Annotated in this window: 16 protein-coding genes; 5 read left to right on the top strand and 11 right to left on the bottom strand. The window is 70.5% G+C overall.

Annotated features, from left to right (window positions below):
* Positions 1-68: 68 nt before the first annotated feature.
* The 6 genes from ACFVT5_RS22175 to ACFVT5_RS22200 form a co-directional block, all read right to left on the bottom strand.
* Positions 69-1,610 carry an NCS1 family nucleobase:cation symporter-1 gene (locus ACFVT5_RS22175; RefSeq protein WP_389890429.1) on the bottom strand — a complete coding sequence of 514 codons (1,542 nt, stop codon included), beginning with the start codon at positions 1,608-1,610 and terminating at the stop codon, positions 69-71.
* A 132-nt stretch (positions 1,611-1,742) separates the two neighbouring features.
* The gene (locus ACFVT5_RS22180) at positions 1,743-2,741 is read right to left on the bottom strand and encodes a TIGR03842 family LLM class F420-dependent oxidoreductase (RefSeq protein WP_389890433.1); all 999 of its coding nucleotides are present in this window, start codon (positions 2,739-2,741) and stop codon (positions 1,743-1,745) included.
* 27 nt (positions 2,742-2,768) lie between these two features.
* Positions 2,769-4,172 (bottom strand): dihydropyrimidinase, encoded by a 1,404-nt coding sequence (gene hydA, locus ACFVT5_RS22185; RefSeq protein WP_389890436.1) that lies wholly within the window; start codon positions 4,170-4,172, stop codon positions 2,769-2,771.
* A 50-nt stretch (positions 4,173-4,222) separates the two neighbouring features.
* Positions 4,223-5,506 carry an aspartate aminotransferase family protein gene (locus tag ACFVT5_RS22190; protein ID WP_389890439.1) on the bottom strand — a complete coding sequence of 428 codons (1,284 nt, stop codon included), beginning with the start codon at positions 5,504-5,506 and terminating at the stop codon, positions 4,223-4,225.
* Complete coding sequence (locus ACFVT5_RS22195) at positions 5,503-6,345, bottom strand: nitrilase-related carbon-nitrogen hydrolase (protein ID WP_389890442.1); 843 nt, start codon at positions 6,343-6,345, stop codon at positions 5,503-5,505. Before ACFVT5_RS22195 ends, ACFVT5_RS22190 begins: the two co-directional genes overlap by 4 nt.
* A gap of 192 nt (positions 6,346-6,537) precedes the next feature.
* On the bottom strand, positions 6,538-8,289 hold the full coding sequence (locus tag ACFVT5_RS22200) for a hypothetical protein (RefSeq protein WP_389890445.1): 1,752 nt from the start codon (positions 8,287-8,289) through the stop codon (positions 6,538-6,540).
* Between the two features lie 225 nt (positions 8,290-8,514).
* Here ACFVT5_RS22200 and ACFVT5_RS22205 point away from each other — a divergent pair, with 225 nt between their 5' ends.
* The gene (locus ACFVT5_RS22205) at positions 8,515-9,345 is read left to right on the top strand and encodes a hypothetical protein (RefSeq protein WP_389890448.1); all 831 of its coding nucleotides are present in this window, start codon (positions 8,515-8,517) and stop codon (positions 9,343-9,345) included.
* A gap of 87 nt (positions 9,346-9,432) precedes the next feature.
* Here ACFVT5_RS22205 and ACFVT5_RS22210 read toward each other — a convergent pair whose 3' ends face one another.
* A complete protein-coding gene (locus ACFVT5_RS22210; protein WP_389890450.1) occupies positions 9,433-9,684 on the bottom strand; it encodes a helix-turn-helix domain-containing protein in 252 nt (83 codons plus the stop codon).
* A 32-nt stretch (positions 9,685-9,716) separates the two neighbouring features.
* On the opposite strand from ACFVT5_RS22210, the gene map reads away from it, so the two are divergent.
* Positions 9,717-10,484 carry a type I methionyl aminopeptidase gene (map, locus tag ACFVT5_RS22215; protein WP_389890453.1) on the top strand — a complete coding sequence of 256 codons (768 nt, stop codon included), beginning with the start codon at positions 9,717-9,719 and terminating at the stop codon, positions 10,482-10,484.
* Between the two features lie 89 nt (positions 10,485-10,573).
* Here the strand turns inward: map and ggt are convergent, their stop codons facing one another.
* On the bottom strand, positions 10,574-12,403 hold the full coding sequence (gene ggt / locus ACFVT5_RS22220) for a gamma-glutamyltransferase (RefSeq protein WP_389890456.1): 1,830 nt from the start codon (positions 12,401-12,403) through the stop codon (positions 10,574-10,576).
* 105 nt (positions 12,404-12,508) lie between these two features.
* Between ggt and ACFVT5_RS22225 the strand changes: the two genes are divergently transcribed.
* From ACFVT5_RS22225 to ACFVT5_RS22235, 3 genes are all read left to right on the top strand, one after another.
* On the top strand, positions 12,509-13,267 hold the full coding sequence (locus ACFVT5_RS22225; protein WP_389890459.1) for a hypothetical protein: 759 nt from the start codon (positions 12,509-12,511) through the stop codon (positions 13,265-13,267).
* 156 nt (positions 13,268-13,423) lie between these two features.
* Entirely contained in the window at positions 13,424-13,963 is a 540-nt protein-coding gene (locus ACFVT5_RS22230) for an Ig-like domain-containing protein (RefSeq protein ID WP_389890754.1), read from the top strand.
* Positions 13,906-16,398 (top strand): ATP-dependent Clp protease ATP-binding subunit, encoded by a 2,493-nt coding sequence (locus tag ACFVT5_RS22235; RefSeq protein WP_389890757.1) that lies wholly within the window; start codon positions 13,906-13,908, stop codon positions 16,396-16,398. Before ACFVT5_RS22230 ends, ACFVT5_RS22235 begins: the two co-directional genes overlap by 58 nt.
* 243 nt (positions 16,399-16,641) lie before the next feature.
* Here ACFVT5_RS22235 and ACFVT5_RS22240 read toward each other — a convergent pair whose 3' ends face one another.
* From ACFVT5_RS22240 to ACFVT5_RS22250, 3 genes are read right to left on the bottom strand one after another with little or no spacing between them, the layout of a single operon-like run.
* Positions 16,642-17,580 carry an amino acid ABC transporter permease gene (locus ACFVT5_RS22240; RefSeq protein ID WP_389890462.1) on the bottom strand — a complete coding sequence of 313 codons (939 nt, stop codon included), beginning with the start codon at positions 17,578-17,580 and terminating at the stop codon, positions 16,642-16,644.
* The gene (locus ACFVT5_RS22245; protein WP_389890465.1) at positions 17,577-18,221 is read right to left on the bottom strand and encodes an amino acid ABC transporter permease; all 645 of its coding nucleotides are present in this window, start codon (positions 18,219-18,221) and stop codon (positions 17,577-17,579) included. Before ACFVT5_RS22245 ends, ACFVT5_RS22240 begins: the two co-directional genes overlap by 4 nt.
* Before the next feature lie 11 nt (positions 18,222-18,232).
* On the bottom strand, positions 18,233-19,156 hold the full coding sequence (locus ACFVT5_RS22250) for a glutamate ABC transporter substrate-binding protein (RefSeq protein ID WP_389890468.1): 924 nt from the start codon (positions 19,154-19,156) through the stop codon (positions 18,233-18,235).
* Positions 19,157-19,161: the final 5 nt, after the last annotated feature.

Genomic DNA, 19,161 nt, shown 5'->3' on the forward strand with positions numbered 1-19,161 from the left:
CCAGGCCCGCCCCCGAACAGGCCAACTCCCGTACAGGCCCGCCCCCTACGGTCACGCGCCCTGAACGGTCACGCGCGGGTCCGGCCCGCCCTGCCGAGCCCCGACAGGACCACGTACACGATGAGCGCCGACGCCAGGCCGACCGCCCAGCCGTAGTCCGCGAGCGGCTTGAGGAACGGGATGATGCCGTCCTGCGGGAAGGGGCCTTTGCCGGGGGCGGAGTGGGAGCCGCCGACGGCCAGGACACCGCCGACGACGAACGCGGCCACGGCCCGCCAGTTCCAGCCGCCCCGGTACCAGTACCTACCGCCGGGCCGGTACAGGTCGACGAGGTCGAGTGCCGTGCGGCGGATGATCCAGTAGTCGGCGATGAGGATGCCCGCGACCGTGCCGAGGAGTCCGCCGACGACACCGAGCCACACGAAGATGTAGAACTCGGGTGTCTCGATGAGCTTCCAGGGGAAGATGACGACGCCGACGACGCCCGTGATGAGCGCGCCTTTGCGGAAGTTGATGACCTTGGGCGCGAGGTTCGCCAGGTCGTACGCCGGGGAGACGACGTTGGCCGCGATGTTCACGGAGATCGTGGCGACCAGAACCGTCACCAGGGCGTACAGCAGCCCGAACACGTTGTCCGTCTGGGCGGCCAGTTCCACGGGCTCCCAGATCGGCGCGCCGTAGACGGCCTGGGAGCCGGAGGTGACGAGCACGGACAGCAGCGCGAACGCCGTCATGGTGGTGGGCAAGCCGAGTGTCTGGCCCCACACCTGGGCGCGCTGGCCCTTGCCGAAGCGGGTGAAGTCGGGGATGTTCAGGGACAGCGTCGACCAGAAGCCGATCATGCCCATCAGGGCGGGGAAGAACACCGGCCAGAAGTCGGCGCCCCAGCCCAGTTTGGACGGCTGGTCGAGCAGCGGGCCCAGGCCGCCCGCCTTGTCGGCGATCCACACCAGGAGCACCACGGCGCCGACGAGGACGAACGGCGCCGCCCAGTTCTCGAAGCGGCGCAGGGTCTCCATCCCCCGGTGGATGATGGCGAGTTGGAGCACCCAGAACACGACGAAGCAGAGCCACAGGGTCCAGGGGTAGCCGCCGATCTCGCCGGCCTTCGCCCAGGCGCCGCCGAAGACCTGGTTGAGCAGGATGTAGATGCCCTGGCCGCCGATCCAGGTCTGGATGCCGAACCAGCCGCAGGCGACGGCGGCGCGGACCAGGGCGGGCAGATTGGCGCCGCGCACCCCGAAGGAGGCGCGGGCGAGTACCGGGAAGGGAATGCCGTACTTGGGGCCCGCGTGGCCCGTGAGGAGCATCGGCAGCAGGACGATGACATTGGCAGCCGCGATGGTGAGGACGGCCTGTTTCCAGTCCATGCCCAGCGCGACGAGCCCGGAGGCGAGCGTCCAGGACGGGATGTTGTGGGCCATGCCGATCCACAGGGCCGCGAAGTTGTAGGTGCCCCAGTGGCGTTCGGCGAGCGGGATGGGCTTCAGGTCGTCATTGGCGAAGCGGCTCTCGGCGGGGAAGGCGCCGGGGACCAGTTCGATGCGGCCGTCGGCGGCGGTGGTCTGGGATATCGCGGTGGGTGGGCCCGTGGGGACGGTGTCGGTCATGAGCAGTCCGTTCGACGGATGGCACACGGGTGGCGCACGGATGGCGCGGGGAAGGGACCTGACATGGGCCGTGCGGGTGGGTCGTCGGGGTGCGGGTGCCCCTGCGGGGAGGCGTGGGGCACCCGCACCCGGTCACTGGAAGCGCGGGATGATCTCCGACCCGTAGGTGTCGACGACCGTCTCGCGCGCGTCGTGCATGGCGTACACCGCGAACTGGTCCACGCCGATGTCACGCAGTGTCTGAAGCTTTTCGATGTGCGACTCGACCGGGCCGAGCAGACAGAACCGGTCCACGATCTCGTCGGGCACGAACGCCGTGTCGGGGTTCCCGGTCCGCCCGTGGTGGGAGTAGTCGTAGCCCTCGCGCGCCTTGATGTACGCGGTCAGGGCCTCGGGGACGAGCCCGGAGTGCTCGCCGTACCGGGTGACGAGATCGGCGACATGGTTGCCGACCATCCCGCCGAACCAGCGGCACTGCTCGCGCGCGTGCGCGAGGTCGTCGCCGACATAGGCGGGCGCGGCGACACAGATCTTCACGTCGGACGGGTCGCGTCCGGCCTCGGCCGCCGCGTCCCGTACGGCCTTGACCATCCACTCCGTCAGGTACGGGTCGGCGAGTTGGAGGATGAAGCCGTCCGCCTTCTGTCCGGCGAGGGCGAGTGCCTTGGGCCCGTAGGCCGCCATCCACACCGGCAGCCGGCCGTCCTTGACCCAGGGCAGTCGCAGCGGCTGTCCGTCGACGTCCGCCTCACGGCCCTCGGCGAGGTCGCGGATGACGTCGATGGCCTCGCCGAGCCGGGCCAGCGTGTTGGGCCTGCGCCCGGCGACGCGCATCGCGGAGTCGCCGCGGCCGATTCCGCACACCGTGCGGTTGCCGTACATCTCGTTGAGCGTGGCGAAGGTGGAGGCGGTGACCTCCCAGGTGCGGGTGCCCGGGTTGGTCACCATCGGGCCCACGATGAGCCGTTCGGTGTGTTCGAGGACACGGCTGTAGATGACGAACGGCTCCTGCCACAGGACGGCCGAGTCGAACGTCCAGCCGTAGCGGAAGCCGTTGCGTTCGGCGCGCCGCATGAGTCCGACGACCGCCGAGCCCGGCGGGTCCGTCTGGAGGACGAGTCCGAAGTCCATGAGCGCAACTCCTAGGGCGATGGGACGCTAATCGAGGTACTGACAGGTGCCGCGCGGCGTGTACTGGCCGTGTCCCGCGCGCCCGGTGAACTCACGGCCGTCGATGACGACTTCGCCGCGCGACAGGACGGTCTCGACCTGTCCGGTGATCCGTTTGCCCTCGTACGCCGAGTAGTCGACGTTCATGTGCTGGGTGTCCACGGAGAGGGTCTGTTCGGCACGCGGGTCGTAGACGACGACATCGGCGTCGGCGCCGGGCGCGATGGTGCCCTTCTTGGGGTACAGGCCGAACATCCGGGCCGGGGTCGCGCAGGCGATCTCGATCCAGCGGCGGCGGCTGATGTGTCCGTCGAGGACGGCCTGATGAAGCAGGTCCATACGGTTCTCGACGCCCGGCAGACCGTTGGGGATCTTGGAGAAGTCCCCGCGGCCCAACTCCTTCTGGCCGGTGAAGCAGAACGGGCAGTGATCGGTGGAGACGACCTGGAGGTCGTTGGTGCGCAGCCCGCGCCAGAGGGCCTTCTGGTGCTCCTTGGGCCGCAGCGGCGTGGAGCACACGTACTTGGCGCCCTCGAAGCCGGGCTCGGCGAGATTGTCGGTGGAGAGGAACAGGTACTGCGGACAGGTCTCGCCGAAGACGGGCAGGCCCTTGTCGCGGGCGGCGGCGATTTCGGCGACGGCCTCGTCGGCGGACACATGGACGACGTACAGCGGGGCGCCGGCCACGCGCGCGAGTTGGATCGCGCGGTGGGTGGCCTCCGCCTCCAGGATGACCTTGCGTACCTCGCCGTGGTAGCGCGGATCGGTCTCCCCGCGCGCGAGGGCCTGTTCCACGAGGACGTCGATCGCGATGCCGTTCTCGGCGTGCATCATGATCAGCCCGCCGTTGGACGAGGACCGCTGCATCGCGCGCAGGATCTGTCCGTCGTCGCTGTAGAAGACGCCCGGGTAGGCCATGAACAGCTTGAAGGAGGTGATGCCCTCCTCCACGAGCAGGTCCATCTCCTTGAGGGTGCCCTCGTGGACGTCGGAGAGGATCATGTGGAAGGCGTAGTCGATGGCGCATTTGCCGTCGGCCTTCGCGTACCAGGCGTCCAGTCCCTCGCGCAGCCCGTGGCCGACACTCTGCACGGCGAAGTCGACGATGGTGGTGGTGCCGCCCCAGGCGGCGGCCCGGGTACCGGTCTCGAAGGTGTCCGACGCGAAGGTGCCGCCGAACGGCAGCTCCATGTGCGTATGGGCGTCGACACCGCCCGGGATGACGTACTTGTCCGTCGCGTCGATGACCCTGTCCGCGGTCCAGGCGTCGGCGACGGCGGAGCCGTGCGCGGCGAGCGCCGCGATACGGCCGTCCTCGATCAGGACGTCGGCGTGCGTCTCGTCCGCGGCGGTGATGACGAGTCCGCCGCGGACCAGGGTGCGGGTACTCATGGTGCGCTCCCTCTCGTACGTTTCGTACGTTGCTGAACTACAGGCCGCGACTACAGGACGCGCAGGGCGTGTTCGAGGATTCCGGCGCCCTCTTCCGCCTCGGCGACCGTGAGGGACAGGGGCGGGGCGAGCCGCAGCACGCTGGTGTTGTGGCCGCCGCCCTTGCCGATGAGGAGGCCGCCCTCGCGGGCCGCTTCGAGGACGGCGGACGCGGCGTCCGGGTCGGCCTCGTCGGTGCCCGGCTTCACCAGTTCGACGCCGATCATCAGGCCACGGCCGCGTACTTCCCGTACGCCGGGGATCTGGGCGGCGACGGCGCGCAGCCGCTCGATCAGCAGACCGCCGACCCGGCGGGCGTTGCCCTGGAGGTCGTGTTCCAGGAGGTACGTCAGATTGGCGAGCCCGGCGGCCATGGTGACCGGGGAACCGCCGAAGGTGGAGATGGAGTTGGCGTCGAGGCAGTTCATGATCTCGGCGCGGGCGACGACACCGCCGATGGACATGCCGTTGCCGATGCCCTTCGCGAAGGTGAGCAGATCCGGCGGACCGCTCTCGCCGTGGGCCTGCCAGCCCCAGAAGTGCTCGCCGGTGCGGCCCCAGCCGGTCTGCACCTCGTCGGTGATCCAGAGGATGCCGTGCCGGTCGAGCACCTCACGGAACGCGGCGTACAGCCCGTCGGGCGGGGCCGTGAACCCGCCGACGCCCTGCACGGGTTCGGCGATGAGGGCGGCCACTCCCCCGCGCGTCTGGCCGAGCAGGTCCTCCAGGTCGGCGACGCACGCGGCGATGAACTCGGCGTCGGACAGGTGCGCGTAGGGCCCCCGGGTGCGGACGCCGCCGTGTACGTACAGCGTCTGGAGCGGGGACAGGCTCGTCGGGGACCAGCCTCGGTTGCCGGTGATGCCGACCGCGGTGAAGGAGCGGCCGTGGTAGCTGTTGCGCATCGCCAGAAGCTGGTTGGAGCGGCGGTAGGTGGTGGCGAGGAGGAGCGCCGCGTCATTGGCCTCAGTGCCCGACGTGGTGAAGAAGACCCGGGCGTCGGGGATGCCGGACAGGGACGCGATCCGCTCGGCCAGGTCGATCATCGGGCGGTCGAGGTACAGCGTCGAGGAGTGGATGATCCGCCCGGCCTGCTCGCTGACCGCCTTGGTGACCTCGGGCAGGGCGTGCGCGGTCATGGTGGTGAGGATGCCGCCGAAGAAGTCGAGGTAGCGGGTGCCGTCGGCGTCCCAGACGTACCGTCCCTCGCCGTGCGTGATCTCGATGGGCTCGGCGTAGTACAGCGCGAGCCAGTCCGGCAGGACGGCACGGTGGCGTGCGTAGAGGTCGCTCACGGCTGCACCAGGCCCTCGTACGCGTCGGGGCGCCGGTCGCGGTAGAACGCCCACTGGTTGCGGACCTCCTCGATGAGGTCGAAGTCCAGGTCGCGGATGAGGAGTTCCTCGGCCTTGTCGCTCGCCGGGTCGCCGACGAACTGTCCGCGCGGGTCGACGAAGTAGCTGGTGCCGTAGAAGTCGTTGTCGCCGTACTCCTCCTGGCCGACGCGGTTGATCGCGGCGATGAAGTACTCGTTGGCGACGGCGGCGGCGGGTTGTTCGAGCTGCCAGAGGTACGCGGACAGACCTCGCGAGGTGGCGGACGGGTTGTACACCAACTGGGCGCCGTTGAGGCCGAGTTGCCGCCAGCCTTCCGGGAAGTGCCGGTCGTAGCAGATGTAGACGCCGATCCGTCCGACGGCCGTGTCGAAGACGGGCCAGCCGAGGTTGCCGGGCTTGAAGTAGTACTTCTCCCAGAAGCCCTTGACCTGCGGGATGTGGTGCTTGCGGTACTTGCCGAGGTAGGTGCCGTCGGCGTCGATCACGGCGGCGGTGTTGTAGTAGAACCCGGCCTGCTCGACCTCGAAGACCGGGACGACGATCACCATGCCGAGTTCGGCCGCGAGCGCCTTCATCCGGGTGACGGTCGGGCCGTCCGGCACCGGCTCCGCCCAGCGGTAGTGCTCGGGCTCCTGCACCTGGCAGAAGTACGGCGCGTTGAAGACCTCCTGGAAGCCGATGACCTTCGCTCCCTGACGGGCGGCCTCGCGCGCGTGCTCCTCATGCTTGTCCATCATGGATGCGGTGTCGCCGGTCCAGGTCGCCTGGACCAGTGCGGCACGTACGACATGGGCCATGAGCTGCTCCTTCGACGGGACGTCAGCGAGTTTCTACGCCCGTAGACAACGGCGGTAGAGGCACGAACGTAAGCCCCGCCGCCGAGTGGGGCAAGACCATCGTCGTGAACCCGCTGAGTCGATCATGTTTCTTACCCGGCTGGGGGACGAAGCCCTGCTGGGCCGTAGGGCGGTCGTACGGCGGCGGGACGGTCAGGAGCCGTGGCCCGCGACGCGGAGGGCGTGGACGAGGTCCCAGCGGCGTTCGTCGGAGACACCGGCCGCGGCGGCGAGCAGCAGCGGGACGAGCCGCTGCGGATCGTTCTCGACACTGCGGGCGGCCTCTTCGGGGGTACGGACCCGTACGTACGCGTCGAGCAGCGCGCGGACCTCGCGGGTGCGGCCCGCGTCGGCGAGGTCGAGGACGGTCGCGCCGATCTCGTCCGGCGGGCGCGCGACGCCCTGACGCAGGAGCAGGGCCCCGTCCTCGGTGCCGCCCGCGGCGGTGAGGGTGTCGGCGAGGGCCACGAGCCGGTCGGCGGGGAGCGAGGCGGCCTCCCACAGGAGCGTCGACCAGTCGGCGGCGAGCCCGGCCCGCCGGAGTTCCACGGCGAGCAGCGGGAAGCGTTCGGCGGGCCAGTACGCGGCCTCGACGAGGACGCCGTGGGCCTCGCCGCTGCGGCCTTCGGCGCGCAGCCGGACCAGGGATCGCACCGCCTCGGCGGTGGCGCGGCGGCTCTCGTCGTCCGGGACCGTGAGCGCGGGCTCCGGGCCGCTCGGCTCCTCGGCGGCTCCGGCGAACCGGGCGCCGCGCGGGGTGCGGCCGGTCGGGGCGGGGGTGGGCAGCGCGGGGGTGGCCGGTGCCTCGTCCCCGGCGCGGTCCTCGCCCTCGTTGTCGAGTCCGGCGAAACGGGCGCCGCGCAGGCGCCGGCCGCGCTGTTTGGGGACGGTGCTCGGGGGCTCTGGGGTGGGGGCCGGTGCGGGATCGGGCGCCCGGTCGGGTCGTGGGTCGGGTCGCGGGGCGGACTCCAGGTCGGGGGGCGGAGCGGGGGGCCGGTCGCCCGGCCCGGCCGGTTCCGGCGCGGCGAATCCCTCGGGCCAGGCAGGGGTCGGCGCGGGGCGCTGCGGCGGGGTCCACGCGGACCAGATCTGACCCTGGTGGGGCTCGCTCGCGGTGGCGTCCCCGGAGGGGTGGCGGGGGTACGGGCGCTCGGGGGCGAACTGCTGCTGGGGGTGGGGTTGTTGGGCGAATTGTTGCGGGTGCTGGGAGTGCTGGGGGTGCGGCTGTGCGGGCTGTGCCTGCGGGGAGTACGGCGCCTGTGAGGGCTGCGGCGCCTGCGGGGGCTGTGTCTGTTGAGGTTGCGCCTGCTGACCCGGGTACTGGGGGCGCGCCTGCGCCTGGTGCGGGTACGTCCTGCCGTCGCGTGCCGTGCCGTGCGGATCGCCCCGTGCCGCGCGCCGCCGGCCCAAGTCGGCCATTCGCGCGCGGAGTTCCGCGCAGCGGGCCGTGGCCCTGTCGTGGTCGTCCGTGGCCCAGGCCAGATCCTGGCGGACGGCCTCGACCTCGTCGCCGGATGGGGCGGCGGCGAGCAGCCGGCCGAGTTCACGGCGGCGATCGGCCGCGTACCGCTGTTCCCTGAGCATCACGTCGAGCCGGTTGCCGAGGGCCTCCAGGGCGCCGGGGCGGGCGTCGAGGGCCGCGAGCGAGGCGGTGTGCAGGGTCCTCGCGCGTACCGTCTCGGTCTCGGCGGCGTGCGGCCCGTGGTCGGCGGCGAGATCCTGAAGAAGTGCCTCCACGACGTCCCAGGGCGGTACTTCCCGACCGTCGAGACAGGCCCGCATGCCGTCGGGATCTCGCTGCCAGAACACACCGCACCAGCCGGCGCCCTGGTCGATGCGCGTCAGCAAACCGTTCAGGTACGTCGCGAAGTCCCGTACCCGGTCCGGGAGTTGATCCACTGCCATGCGAAGCCCGCCCCCGTGAGACTGGAGCCCTCCGGTCCGGTAGCCAACACCCGTCGTGTTACGGGACGGCTACGCGGAGTTTTCGAACCGTGCGCAGACTAGCGCGCGATCCTGTGCGCCCCCCGCGATCGGGATGCCCGAACATACTCCTGTGGGCCGCACCGGTGGTCCATCGCGCACCACTCGTCACACCGAGGGGCGCGCCCGACGCCGTCGAGGAGCACCATGAACGCCGTACCGCCCCGCCTCCTTTTCGTCACCGACCTCACGTACCCCGCGCGCGGGCGACCGTACGGCGACGAGGACATCGCGCTGTCGGCGCGGCTGCGCGAGGAGTTCACGGTGGCGCTGTGCCATCCGGTCGACGCCGTACGGCTGATGGACGGCTTCGACGCGGTCGTGGTCCGCAACAGCGGCCCGATCCTGCACTACCAGGAGCAGTACGACACCTTCCGCGCGGAGGCACTGCGCCGAGGGACCCGCGTGTACAACCCGCTGACGGGCCACGCCGACATGGCCGGAAAGCAGTACCTGCTCGACCTGTACGCGGCCGGGTATCCAGTGATACCGACGGTGGACGATCCGGCCGACCTGGATCGGCTGCCGGTCGCCGACGCCTATGTGGTGAAGCCGAAGGCGGGCTCGGACTCGCTGGGCCTGCGGTTCGTGTCCGACCGGGAGCTGCTGCCCGCGATGACGGACGCGGACACGCTGGTCCAGCCCCGGATCGCGTTCCGGCACGAGATCTCGTTCTACTTCGTCGACGACGCCTTCCAGTACGCGCTGTACGCGCCGGACCCGGAGCGGCGCTGGGAGCTGGAGCCGTACGAGGCGTCGGCCGCCGACGTCGCGTTCGCGCGCCGGTTCGTGGAGTGGAACGCGCTGGACCACGGCATCCAGCGCGTCGACGCGTGCCGCGCGCCGGACGGGTCGCTACTTCTGGTCGAGCTGGAGGACCTGAACCCGTACCTGTCGCTCGACCGGGTCGCCGCGCCCGCGCGCGAGGCGTTCATCGCGGCGATGAAGACGTCCCTGCTCGGGTTCCTCGCGGAGTGAGGCACGCGCGCGGGATGCCCATCCGGGAGGCCGCCCTCTACGCGCGCGGGATGCCGTCGGGAAGGCGCACCCCCGCGCGCGTGGCGGTCACGCCGGCAGCAGCGCGCACCTCGCCATCAGGTCGTCGAGCGACAGGCCGAGCGCTCCGGCCAGCGCGGCGACCGTGAAGAAGGCCGGGGTCGGCGCCCGCCCGGTCTCGATCTTGCGCAGCGTCTCGGCCGAGATGCCGGCGTCGGCGGCGACCTCCGCCATGCTGCGCGGGCCACGCGCCGCACGCAGCAGCCGGCCAAGCCGCTCGCCGCGCTCACGCTCTTCCTGGGTCAACGGAGTCCGTACCATGACGCCATTCTAATACCGGTATAGTAATTGGCATGGTGGAACTCAAGACAGATACTTCGATCGACGCGATGCGTGAGGCGGGGCGCGTCGTCGCGCAGGCCCTCACGGCGGTACGGGAAGCGGCCGGTGTCGGTGTCTCGCTGCGCGAACTGGACACGGTGGCGCACGACGTGCTGCGCGATGCCGGTGCCTCGTCGCCCTTCCTCGGCTATCGCCCGGGGTTCGCCCCGACCCCGTTCCCCGCGGTGCTCTGCGCGTCCGTGAACAACGCCATCGTGCACGGCATCCCGACCGACTACCGGCTGCGGGACGGCGACCTCCTCTCGGCCGACTTCGGCGCCGAACTCGGCGGCTGGGTGGGCGACTCGGCGATCAGCTTCGTCGTCGGCACCCCGCGCGAGGAGGACCTGCGGCTGATCGCCACGGCCGAGCGCGCCTTGGAGGCGGGGATCGCGGCGGCCGTCGTCGGCAACCGCATCGGCGACATCGCGCACGCGATCGGCACGGTGTGCCGGGCCGCCGGGTACGGCATCCCGGAGGACTTCGGCGGGCACGGGATCGGCCGCCGGATGCACGAGGACCCGGGAGTGCCGAACGAGGGGCGGCCGGGCCGCGGAATGCCGCTGCGGCACGGCATGGCGCTGGCGATCGAGCCGATGGTCATCAGCGGCGGCACCAACGGCTACCACGCGGCACCGGACGGCTGGACCCTCCGCACGAACGACGGCAGCCGTGCGGCACACGCGGAACACACGGTGGCGATCACGGACGCGGGCCCACGGATCCTCACCGCCCTGTAGCCGTAGCTGCGGCGGCGGGACCCGCGGGCCCGGTCCGTGTTTGAAATCCGAGCTGAAATCCGCGCTGAAGTCCGAGCTGAAAGAGGGCTCTAGCGCGAAGGGTGTACCACCATCGCCGAGCCCCCGCCCCTGCGGACCGTCTCCGCCGCCGCCAGCCAGCGGCCGTCCGGGAGTCGCTGGACGCCGGTCGCCGCGCCGATCTCCGGGTTCTGCCGGAATCCGTGCCCGATGGCTTCCAGTTCACCGCGCAACGGGCTGTTCCACAGGCCCGGTTCGAGTTCCGTGGTCGTCTGGTTGCGCTGGCTCGCGCGCGGCGCCGCGATGGCGTCGACCAGCGGCAGTCCCCGGTCGAGGAACCCGGTCAGGGTCTGGAGCACGGTGGTGATGATGGTGGCGCCACCGGGCGAGCCGACGGCCACCACGGGCCTGTCGTGCCGGTCGAGCACGATGGTCGGCGCGATCGAGGACCGCGGTCGCTTACCGGGCCCCGGCAGGTTCGGGTCGTGCACGGCGGGGTCGGCGGGCGCGAAGGAAAAGTCGGTCAGCTCGTTGTTGAGCAGGAAACCCCGCCCCGGCACGGTGATTCCACTGCCACCGGTCTGCTCGATGGTCAGCGTGTACGAGACGACGTTGCCCCACTTGTCGGCCGCCGTCAGATGGGTCGTGTGCTCACCCTCGTACGTCGTCGGGGCCGCCTTGTCGCCCGCCGCGCAGGGTGCGGGGCGCCTCGGGTCGCCGGGCGCGAGGGGGCTGGTGAGGACGGCGTCGTCCTTGATGAGGCAGGCGCGCGAGTCCGCGTACCGCTGGGAGAGGAGTTCCTCGCGGGGTACGTCCTCGAAGGCGGGGTCGCCGACCCAGCGGCCCCGGTCGGCGAAGGCGATCCGGCTCGCCTCGATGAAGCGGTGCAGATAGGCGGCCTTGGTGGCCTTCGACAGGTCGGTGCGCTCCAGGATGTTGAGCGCCTCGCCGACGGTCGTGCCGCCCGAGGAGGAGGGCGCGATCGAGTAGACCTTGAGCCCTCGGTAACCGGTTTCGGTGGGTGCCTGGTACTTGGCGCGGTAGGACCGCAGATCCTTCAGCGTCAGGTCTCCCGGGCGGGCGACGCGTCCTGAAGCGGGGTCGACCGGCGGCTTGTTGACCGTACGGACTATGTCCTCGGCGAGGGCGCCCCGGTACAGCGTGTCGACGCCTTTGCGGCCCAACTCGTCGTAGGTACGGGCGAGATCGGGGTTCGTGAAGGTGGAGCCGACGACGGGCAGGGCGCCGCCGGGCAGGAACAGTTTCGCGGTGGCCGGGAAGTCCTTGAAACGGGCCTGGTTGCTCTCGGTCTGCGCACGGAACGTCTGATCGACCGTGAACCCGTCGCGGGCCAGCCGCTCGGCGGGCTTCAGCAGGGTGCCGAGGCGCTTGCTGCCCCAGGCGTCGAGCGCGCTCTGCCAGGTGGCGGGCGTACCCGGGGTGCCGACGCCGAGGCCGCTGGTGACCGCCGCGTCGAACGGGATCGGCTTGCCGTCCTCCAGGAACAGGTCCGTGCCGGCGCTCAGCGGCGCGGTCTCCCGGCCGTCGATGGTGCGTACGGTACGGGACTTGGCGTCGTAGTAGACGAAGTAGCCGCCTCCGCCGATGCCCGCCGAGTACGGCTCGGTGACACCGAGTGCCGCGGCGGTGGCGACGGCCGCGTCGACCGCGTTGCCACCCTTGCGCAGGATCTCGATGCCCGCGGCCGACGCGTCGGCGTCGACGCTGGCTACCGCGCCGCCGTAGCCGACCGCGACCGGAACCTTCCCGGGGGTCCCGTGGCCGCCCGATGGCGCCTTTGACGGGGCCGTCGGGGGCGCCGTCGCGCCGACCGACACCACCGTGGCCGCGACAGCCAGCACCGACAGGTTCCGTAGCTTCCGCGTGAGGGGGCGACGCATCCGTACCTCCAGTCAACAACCGTCCGCGCAGCGTAACTTCACACCCCTCCGCCCGCCAGCGCACCTCTCGAACCCGCGTGCGTTCGCCCGCTAGCATGCGCGCCCATGAATGACGACGTGCGCAACATCGTCCTCGGCGTGGTCGCGGCGGGCATCAGTGCCGCGCTGGGCTGGCTCGCCCGTACCTATCTCTGGAAGCGGAAGCTCCGTCGTAAGCAGGCGTTCTTCGGGCTGCCCGACAACTCCGAGTCGCTGCTCGTGGTGAACCGGGAGGCGGGCGGCCCCGAGCTGACCGTGACGCGGCACGACGTCTTCGCCCTGCTCGAACTCTCCGCGCTGATCAAGGACTGCGGGGCACACGCGCAGGTCGTCGCGCACGACGCGGCGCAGCAGGGGTTCGGGGAGCGCACCGAGTTCTGCGTCGGCGGACCGGCGTCCAACCGGCGGATGGCGGCGCACATGGCGAGCCTGCTGCCCGGTATCCGGGTGAACACCGAGCCGGAGCCGGGTCCGGACCGGGGCGCCTTCCAGATCGGCAGCGAGCGGTACCGCATGGACGGCGGCAAGACGGAGTACGTGATCCTGGCGCGGCTCACGGCGGGCCAGGGCGAGCGGGCCAGACCGGTGTTCCTGTTCTGCGGCCAGCGCGCCATCACCAATCAGGCGGCCACCCGCTATCTGGCCCGCCACCATGAACGGCTGTCCCGCAAGCACGGCCAGAACTCCTTCGTCCTGCTGCTGAAGGTCGTCAACTCGCAGGCGTACGGGCCGGACGTCGTCGAGCTGGTCGCGGATGTCACCCGGCCCGCGCAGGCTCCGGCACCCGTGCCCGCGGCCCGGACCTCGCACCGCGCCGGCTCCTGACGTCACGCATCTGTGACGTGAGCGACGGAATCCGGTCAAGAGGCAACCATTCCGGACGCTCTGACCTCGGGCAAGGGCGGGGCGGGGGCGCCCGCGCAGCCGGAGATCTCCGTGAACCTGCGGGGCACGCAGGCGCGGGCCGGCAAGCCGGTGACGGTGAAGCTCGCGGACGGCGCCCTGAGGAAGGTCACCGTCACGGACGCGGACGGCGGCCGACTTGCCGGAAAGGTGTCGGCCGACAAGCGGACCTGGACGTCGGAGCGGGTGTCCGCGCCCGGGACCGCGTACACGGTACGGGCCACGGCGGCGCGGGGCGGCACCGCGAAGGGGTCGTTCACGAAGGCCCGCCGCCGACAAGGTCAACAAGCTGACGCTCGCGCCCGACACCGGCCTCCGCGGCAGCGGTTTGTCCGCCTTCGGCGGGAAGAAGGCCGGGCGCAGCCCCCTCCGGCGGAAGGCGGTCGGGCACCGACAACACCGGTCAGCCCGCCGCCAGGCGATTTGCAGGGCCCACCACACGGTGTTTTCGTGGACATACCCACCCAAACACCGCACACGGAGCCCAGATGTCGCTCTCATCCTTCGGAACCCCCGGCGGGCAGGACCCCTTTTCCGAGTTGCTCAACCGCTTCTTCGGCATGTCCCCGGCGTCCGCGCCACCCGCTGTGCAGCGGGTTCCGATCGGCCGATTGCTGAGCGATTCGGCCCGTGAACTGCTCGCCACCGCGTCGGCCCGCGCGGAGCAGGACGGCAGCCCCGACCTGGACACCGAGCACCTGCTGTGGGCGGCGACGCAGATCACCCCGACCCGGACACTGCTCGGCGAGGCGGGCGCGAACCCGGACAGCCTCGCGAAGGAGATCGAGGAGGTCCTGCCGGGCGAGAGCGCCAGTGCCTCGTCGGAGCCCGGGCTGACGCCGGCCGCGAAACGGGTCCTGATCGGCGCCCACGCCCGTTCCCAGGCCGCGGGAGCCTCGTACATCGGCCCCGAGCACATCCTGGGCGCCCTCCTCGACGACCGTGACTCGGGCGCCGCTCAGGTGCTCGCCCATCACGTACCGGACACCGCACGGCTGCGCCGGGCCGCGGACACGGCGCCGCGCAGGATCGAGACGCCCTCGCAGCAGAGCGACACCCCGACCCTGGACCAGTACGGCCGTGATCTGACGGCGGAGGCGAAGGCGGGGCGCCTCGACCCCGTGGTGGGCCGCGCCTCCGAGATCGAACAGACCGTGGAGGTCCTGTCGCGCCGGTCCAAGAACAACCCGGTGCTGATCGGCGAGCCCGGCGTCGGCAAGACGGCGATCGTGGAGGGCCTCGCGCAGCGCATCGTCGCGGGCGAGGTCCCGGGCAGCCTCACGGACCGCCGGGTGGTCGCCCTCGACCTGTCGGGTCTGGTGGCGGGCTCCAAGTACCGCGGTGAGTTCGAGGAGCGCCTCAAGAACGTGATCGACGAGGTCAGGGCCGCGTCCGAGTCGACGATCCTGTTCATCGACGAACTGCACACAGTGGTCGGCGCGGGTTCGGGCGGCGAGGGCGCGATGGACGCGGGCAACATCCTGAAACCGGCCCTGGCCCGCGGTGAGCTGCATGTCGTCGGCGCCACGACCATCGACGAGTACCGCAGGTACGTGGAGAAGGACGCCGCCCTGGAGCGCCGCTTCCAGCCGGTGATGGTGCCGGAGCCGACGGTCGAGGAGACGGTGCAGATCCTGGAGGGCCTGCGCGACTCGTACGAGGCCCACCACCAGGTCCGCTTCACCGACGACGCTCTGGTCGCCGCCGCCGAGCTGTCCGACCGCTACATCTCCGACCGGTTCCTGCCGGACAAGGCGATCGACCTGATGGACACGGCGGGCGCCCGGGTCCGGCTGAAGTCCCTGGGCCGGTCCACGGAGGCCGTCGAGCGCGAGGACCGGCTCGCCAAACTCCAGCGCGAGAAGGACCAGGCGATCGCGGCGGAGAACTTCGAGCGGGCCTCGGACCTCAAACAGCGCATCGCCGAGGTCGAGGACGAGTTGGCGGGCGTGGCGGAGCGCCGCGAGGGCGTCATGAAGGTGACCGTCGACGACATCGCCGACGTCCTGTCCCGCCGAACCGGCATCCCGGTGTCCCAACTGACGCAGAGCGAGAAGGACAAGCTGCTGAAACTGGAGGACGCGCTGCACGAGCGGGTCGTCGGCCAGGACGAGGCGGTGGTCGCGGTCTCCGAGGCGGTACGCCGCAACCGCGCCGGCATGGGCGACCCGGACCGTCCGGTGGGCTCGTTCCTGTTCCTCGGCCCGACCGGCGTCGGCAAGACGGAGCTGGCCAAGGCCCTGGCCCAGCTCCTCTTCGGCGACGAGAACCGCATGGCCCGCTTCGACATGAGCGAGTTCCAGGAGCGGCACACGGTCTCCCGCCTGGTGGGCGCCCCGCCCGGGTACGTCGGCCACGAGGACGCCGGTCAGCTCACCGAGAAGGTGCGCAGGCAGCCGTACAGCGTGCTGCTGTTCGACGAGATCGAGAAGGCGCACCGGGATGTCTTCAACACGCTGCTCCAGGTCCTGGACGACGGCCGGCTGACGGACTCGCGCGGCCGTACGGTCGACTTCCGGCACACCGTCGTCATCATGACGAGCAACATCGGGGCGCAGCGCATCCTCGCGCACCAGGGCGATGTGGAGGCCGGCAGCGGGGCGCTGAGCCAGTCCCTCAAGGACGCGCTGATGGAGGACCTGCGGGAGCGTTTCCTGCCGGAGTTCCTGAACCGTATCGACGAGATCATCGTGTTCCACGGTCTCGGCGAGCACGACCTCACACGGATCCTCGATCTGCTCCTGGACCGCAGCAAACGCCGCGTCCACGCCCAGGGTCTGCGCCTGGAGGTCACCGACGCGGCGAAGAAGCTGCTGGTGGCGCACGGCACCCAGCGGGAGTTCGGGGCGCGTCCGCTGCGCCGTACGATCCAGACGGAGCTGGACAACCGTCTGGCGGCGCTGTTGCTGGGCGGCGAGGCGGACCCGGGTGACACGGTCGTGGCGGATGTCCAGAAGGACGCGCTGGTGTGCTCGGTGAGCAAGGGCTCCCCGCCGGATCGGGACGCGGAAGGCGGCGCCCCGACCGAGGAGACCACCGAGCTTCCGAAGTAGCCCGCGCCCTCGTGGGTACGGGCCCTTACTCCCTGGCCTCCCGCGCCTTTGCTCCTCTTTGCTCCCCGCCCCTCGCCTTTGTTCCCCATTCCCTTCATGACTCGCGAGCGCAACCCGTCCGGCGCGCAGCTGACCTTCCGCTCACCGGCGGCCGACTCCCGCTACGGGTCGGTGCCACCGCGTGAGCAGTGATCTCCGGCTGCTGCCGCCGGGCGGGCCTGGCCCTGCGAGCTGCTGCTCCCCCTAAGGTGTGGGGGCTGTGGGGGAACCCCCTCGGGGACCCCCACCCGGCAGCAGCGTCCCTGGTTCGGCCGCGGCGACACCCGCGGCCTCCGTCTTGGGATTGCGCTGCTCACGCCGGGCCACCCAATGGGCGAACCAGGAGAGCAGCATGCACATCCCGATGTAGATCGGCGAGATCACCATCACCACGGGGATGAACGGCAAATCGTAGTCGAGGTTCGACGCGATGAGTTTGCCCGCGTGGAGGAACTCGTCGTAGGTGATCAGATAGCCGAGCGAGGTGTCCTTGAGTGCCACCACCAACTGACTGATGATGGCGGGCAGCATCGCGCGTACGGCCTGCGGTACGAGGACGAAGGCCATGACCTGTGTCTTGCGCATGCCCAGGGCGAACGCCGCCTCGTGCTGGCCGCGTTCGACCGCGTTCACGCCGGAGCGGAAGACCTCGGCGAGCACCGAGCCGTTGTAGAGCGTGAGCCCGGCGACGAGCGCGGGCAAGGGCTGCACCTTCAGCGCGACGAAGATGAAGAAGATCATCACCAGTACGGGCATGGCGCGGAAGAACTCGACGACCAGCGTCGCCAGCCAGCGCACGATCCGGTGATCGGAGAGCCGGCCGGCGGCGAGGATCCCACCGAGCGCGAGCGAGAGCACCGCGGCGATACCGAACGCCTTGAGCGTGTTGCCGAGCCCGCGCAACAGCAGTTCCTGGATGCCCTTGTACTCGAACGGCATCCACTTGGTGTACGTGAACTGGTCCGTGTCGAAGAGGAGATAGATGATCCACCCGACCAAGGCCAGGATCAACACGGTACAGATCACGCCGTAGAGGCGGTGCCGCCGCCGGGTCCGGGGGCCCGGGACGTCGTAGAGGGCGGTGGACTGGACGGTGGACCCTGCCGGGGAGGGGGTGGCGGTGGCAGTGACGGTGGTGGTCATCGGGCGACTCCCCAGCGGCGCTCCAACACGTTGAACAGCGCGCTGATGGCAAGGGTGATGATGAGATAGCCGACGGCGATCCAGACGAACGTCCAGATGATGTTGTAGCCCAGCTCGCTCAACGTCTTGTAGGTGCCGAGCAGTTCACTGACGCTGAACGCCCCGGCGATGGCGGAGTTCTTGGCGAGGGCGATGAGTGTGGAGCCGACCGGTGGGATCACCGAGCGGAATGCCTGCGGCAGGACGACCACGGAGAGCGTCTGCCCGAAGGTCATACCGAGACTGCGGGCCGCCTCGCCCTGGCCCCGGGGCACGGTGTTGATGCCGGAGCGCAGGACCTCGCAGATGAAGGCGGAGGTGTAGCAGCCGAGGGCGAGGATCGCGAACACCTCGAAGGGCAGCACCAGTCCGAAGCGCGGCAGACCGAGCAGCACCGCGAAGAACAGCAGGGTGAGCGGGGTGTTGCGCAGGACGGTGACCCAGACCGTGCCGACCGCCCGCAGGGACTTCACGGGCGACACCCGGAACGACGCCATGACGAAGCCGAGTACGAGCGCCAGGACCGAGGCGTAGACGGTCAGTTCGAGGGTGCCGAGGAATCCCTGGGCGAACGTGGAGAAGTTACTGGTCAATACGTTCAACGGTGCCTCGCTCAGCTCGCCGGGTAGCGGTCGATGGCGGGTGGCTGGGGCGCGGGCACTCCGGACAGACCGAGTGTCGCGTCGTACGCCTTCTTCCAGTCGCCGTTCTTCTCACGGGCGGCGAGCGCGTCGTTCAGGGCGAAGCGCAGCGCGTTGTCGGCTCTGGGTACGCCGATGCCGTAGGGCTCCTGCGAGAAGGGCTTGCCGACCACCTTCAGCTCCTTGGGCACCTTGGCCGCGTAGCCGATCAAGATGGCGTCGTCGGTGGTCACTGCATCAACCTGGTACGTCAACAGGTTGTCCACACAGACCGAGTACGTGTCGTACGCGACGAGCGTCGCCTTGGGGTAGTCCTGCTGGATCCGCTGGTACGGGGTCGAGCCGGCGGCGGAGCAGACGCGTTTGCCGTCGAGGTCCTGCGGTCCGTGGATGTCGTTCTCGTCGGTCCGCACCAGCAGGCCCTGTCCGGCCATGTAGTACGGGCCTGCGAAGCCGACGAGCTTCTTGCGGTTGTCGTTGATGGTGTAGGTGCCGACGTAGTAGTCGATCTGGCCGTTCTGCAGGGCGGTTTCGCGGTTGGCCGAGGCGATGGTCTTGAAGCGGATCGTGCCGGGGTCGAAGCCGAGGGACGCGGACATCATCTTCGCGATCTCGATGTCGAAGCCCGAATAGGTGCCGGTCGCCGGGTCCTTCTCGCCCAGGTACGGCTGGTCCTCCTTGGCGCCCACGGTGAAGTACCCACGGGACTTGGCCCGTTTCCAGGTGCTGGAGTCCGGTAGCTGGAAGCCCTGGGCGACCGCGTAGTGGGGCAGTTTCCCGGCGGCGGGTCCCTTGGTCGGCGGGCTGCCCTCCTTGCCGCAGGCCGCCGCGGCGAGGGCGGCGAACAGCAGGAGTACGAGAGCGCGGACCGTGCGCGGTGCGCTGTGGCGTCTCACGAGAC

The organism is Streptomyces sp. NPDC058001 (assembly GCF_042886315.1).
Lineage (GTDB): Bacteria > Actinomycetota > Actinomycetes > Streptomycetales > Streptomycetaceae > Streptomyces.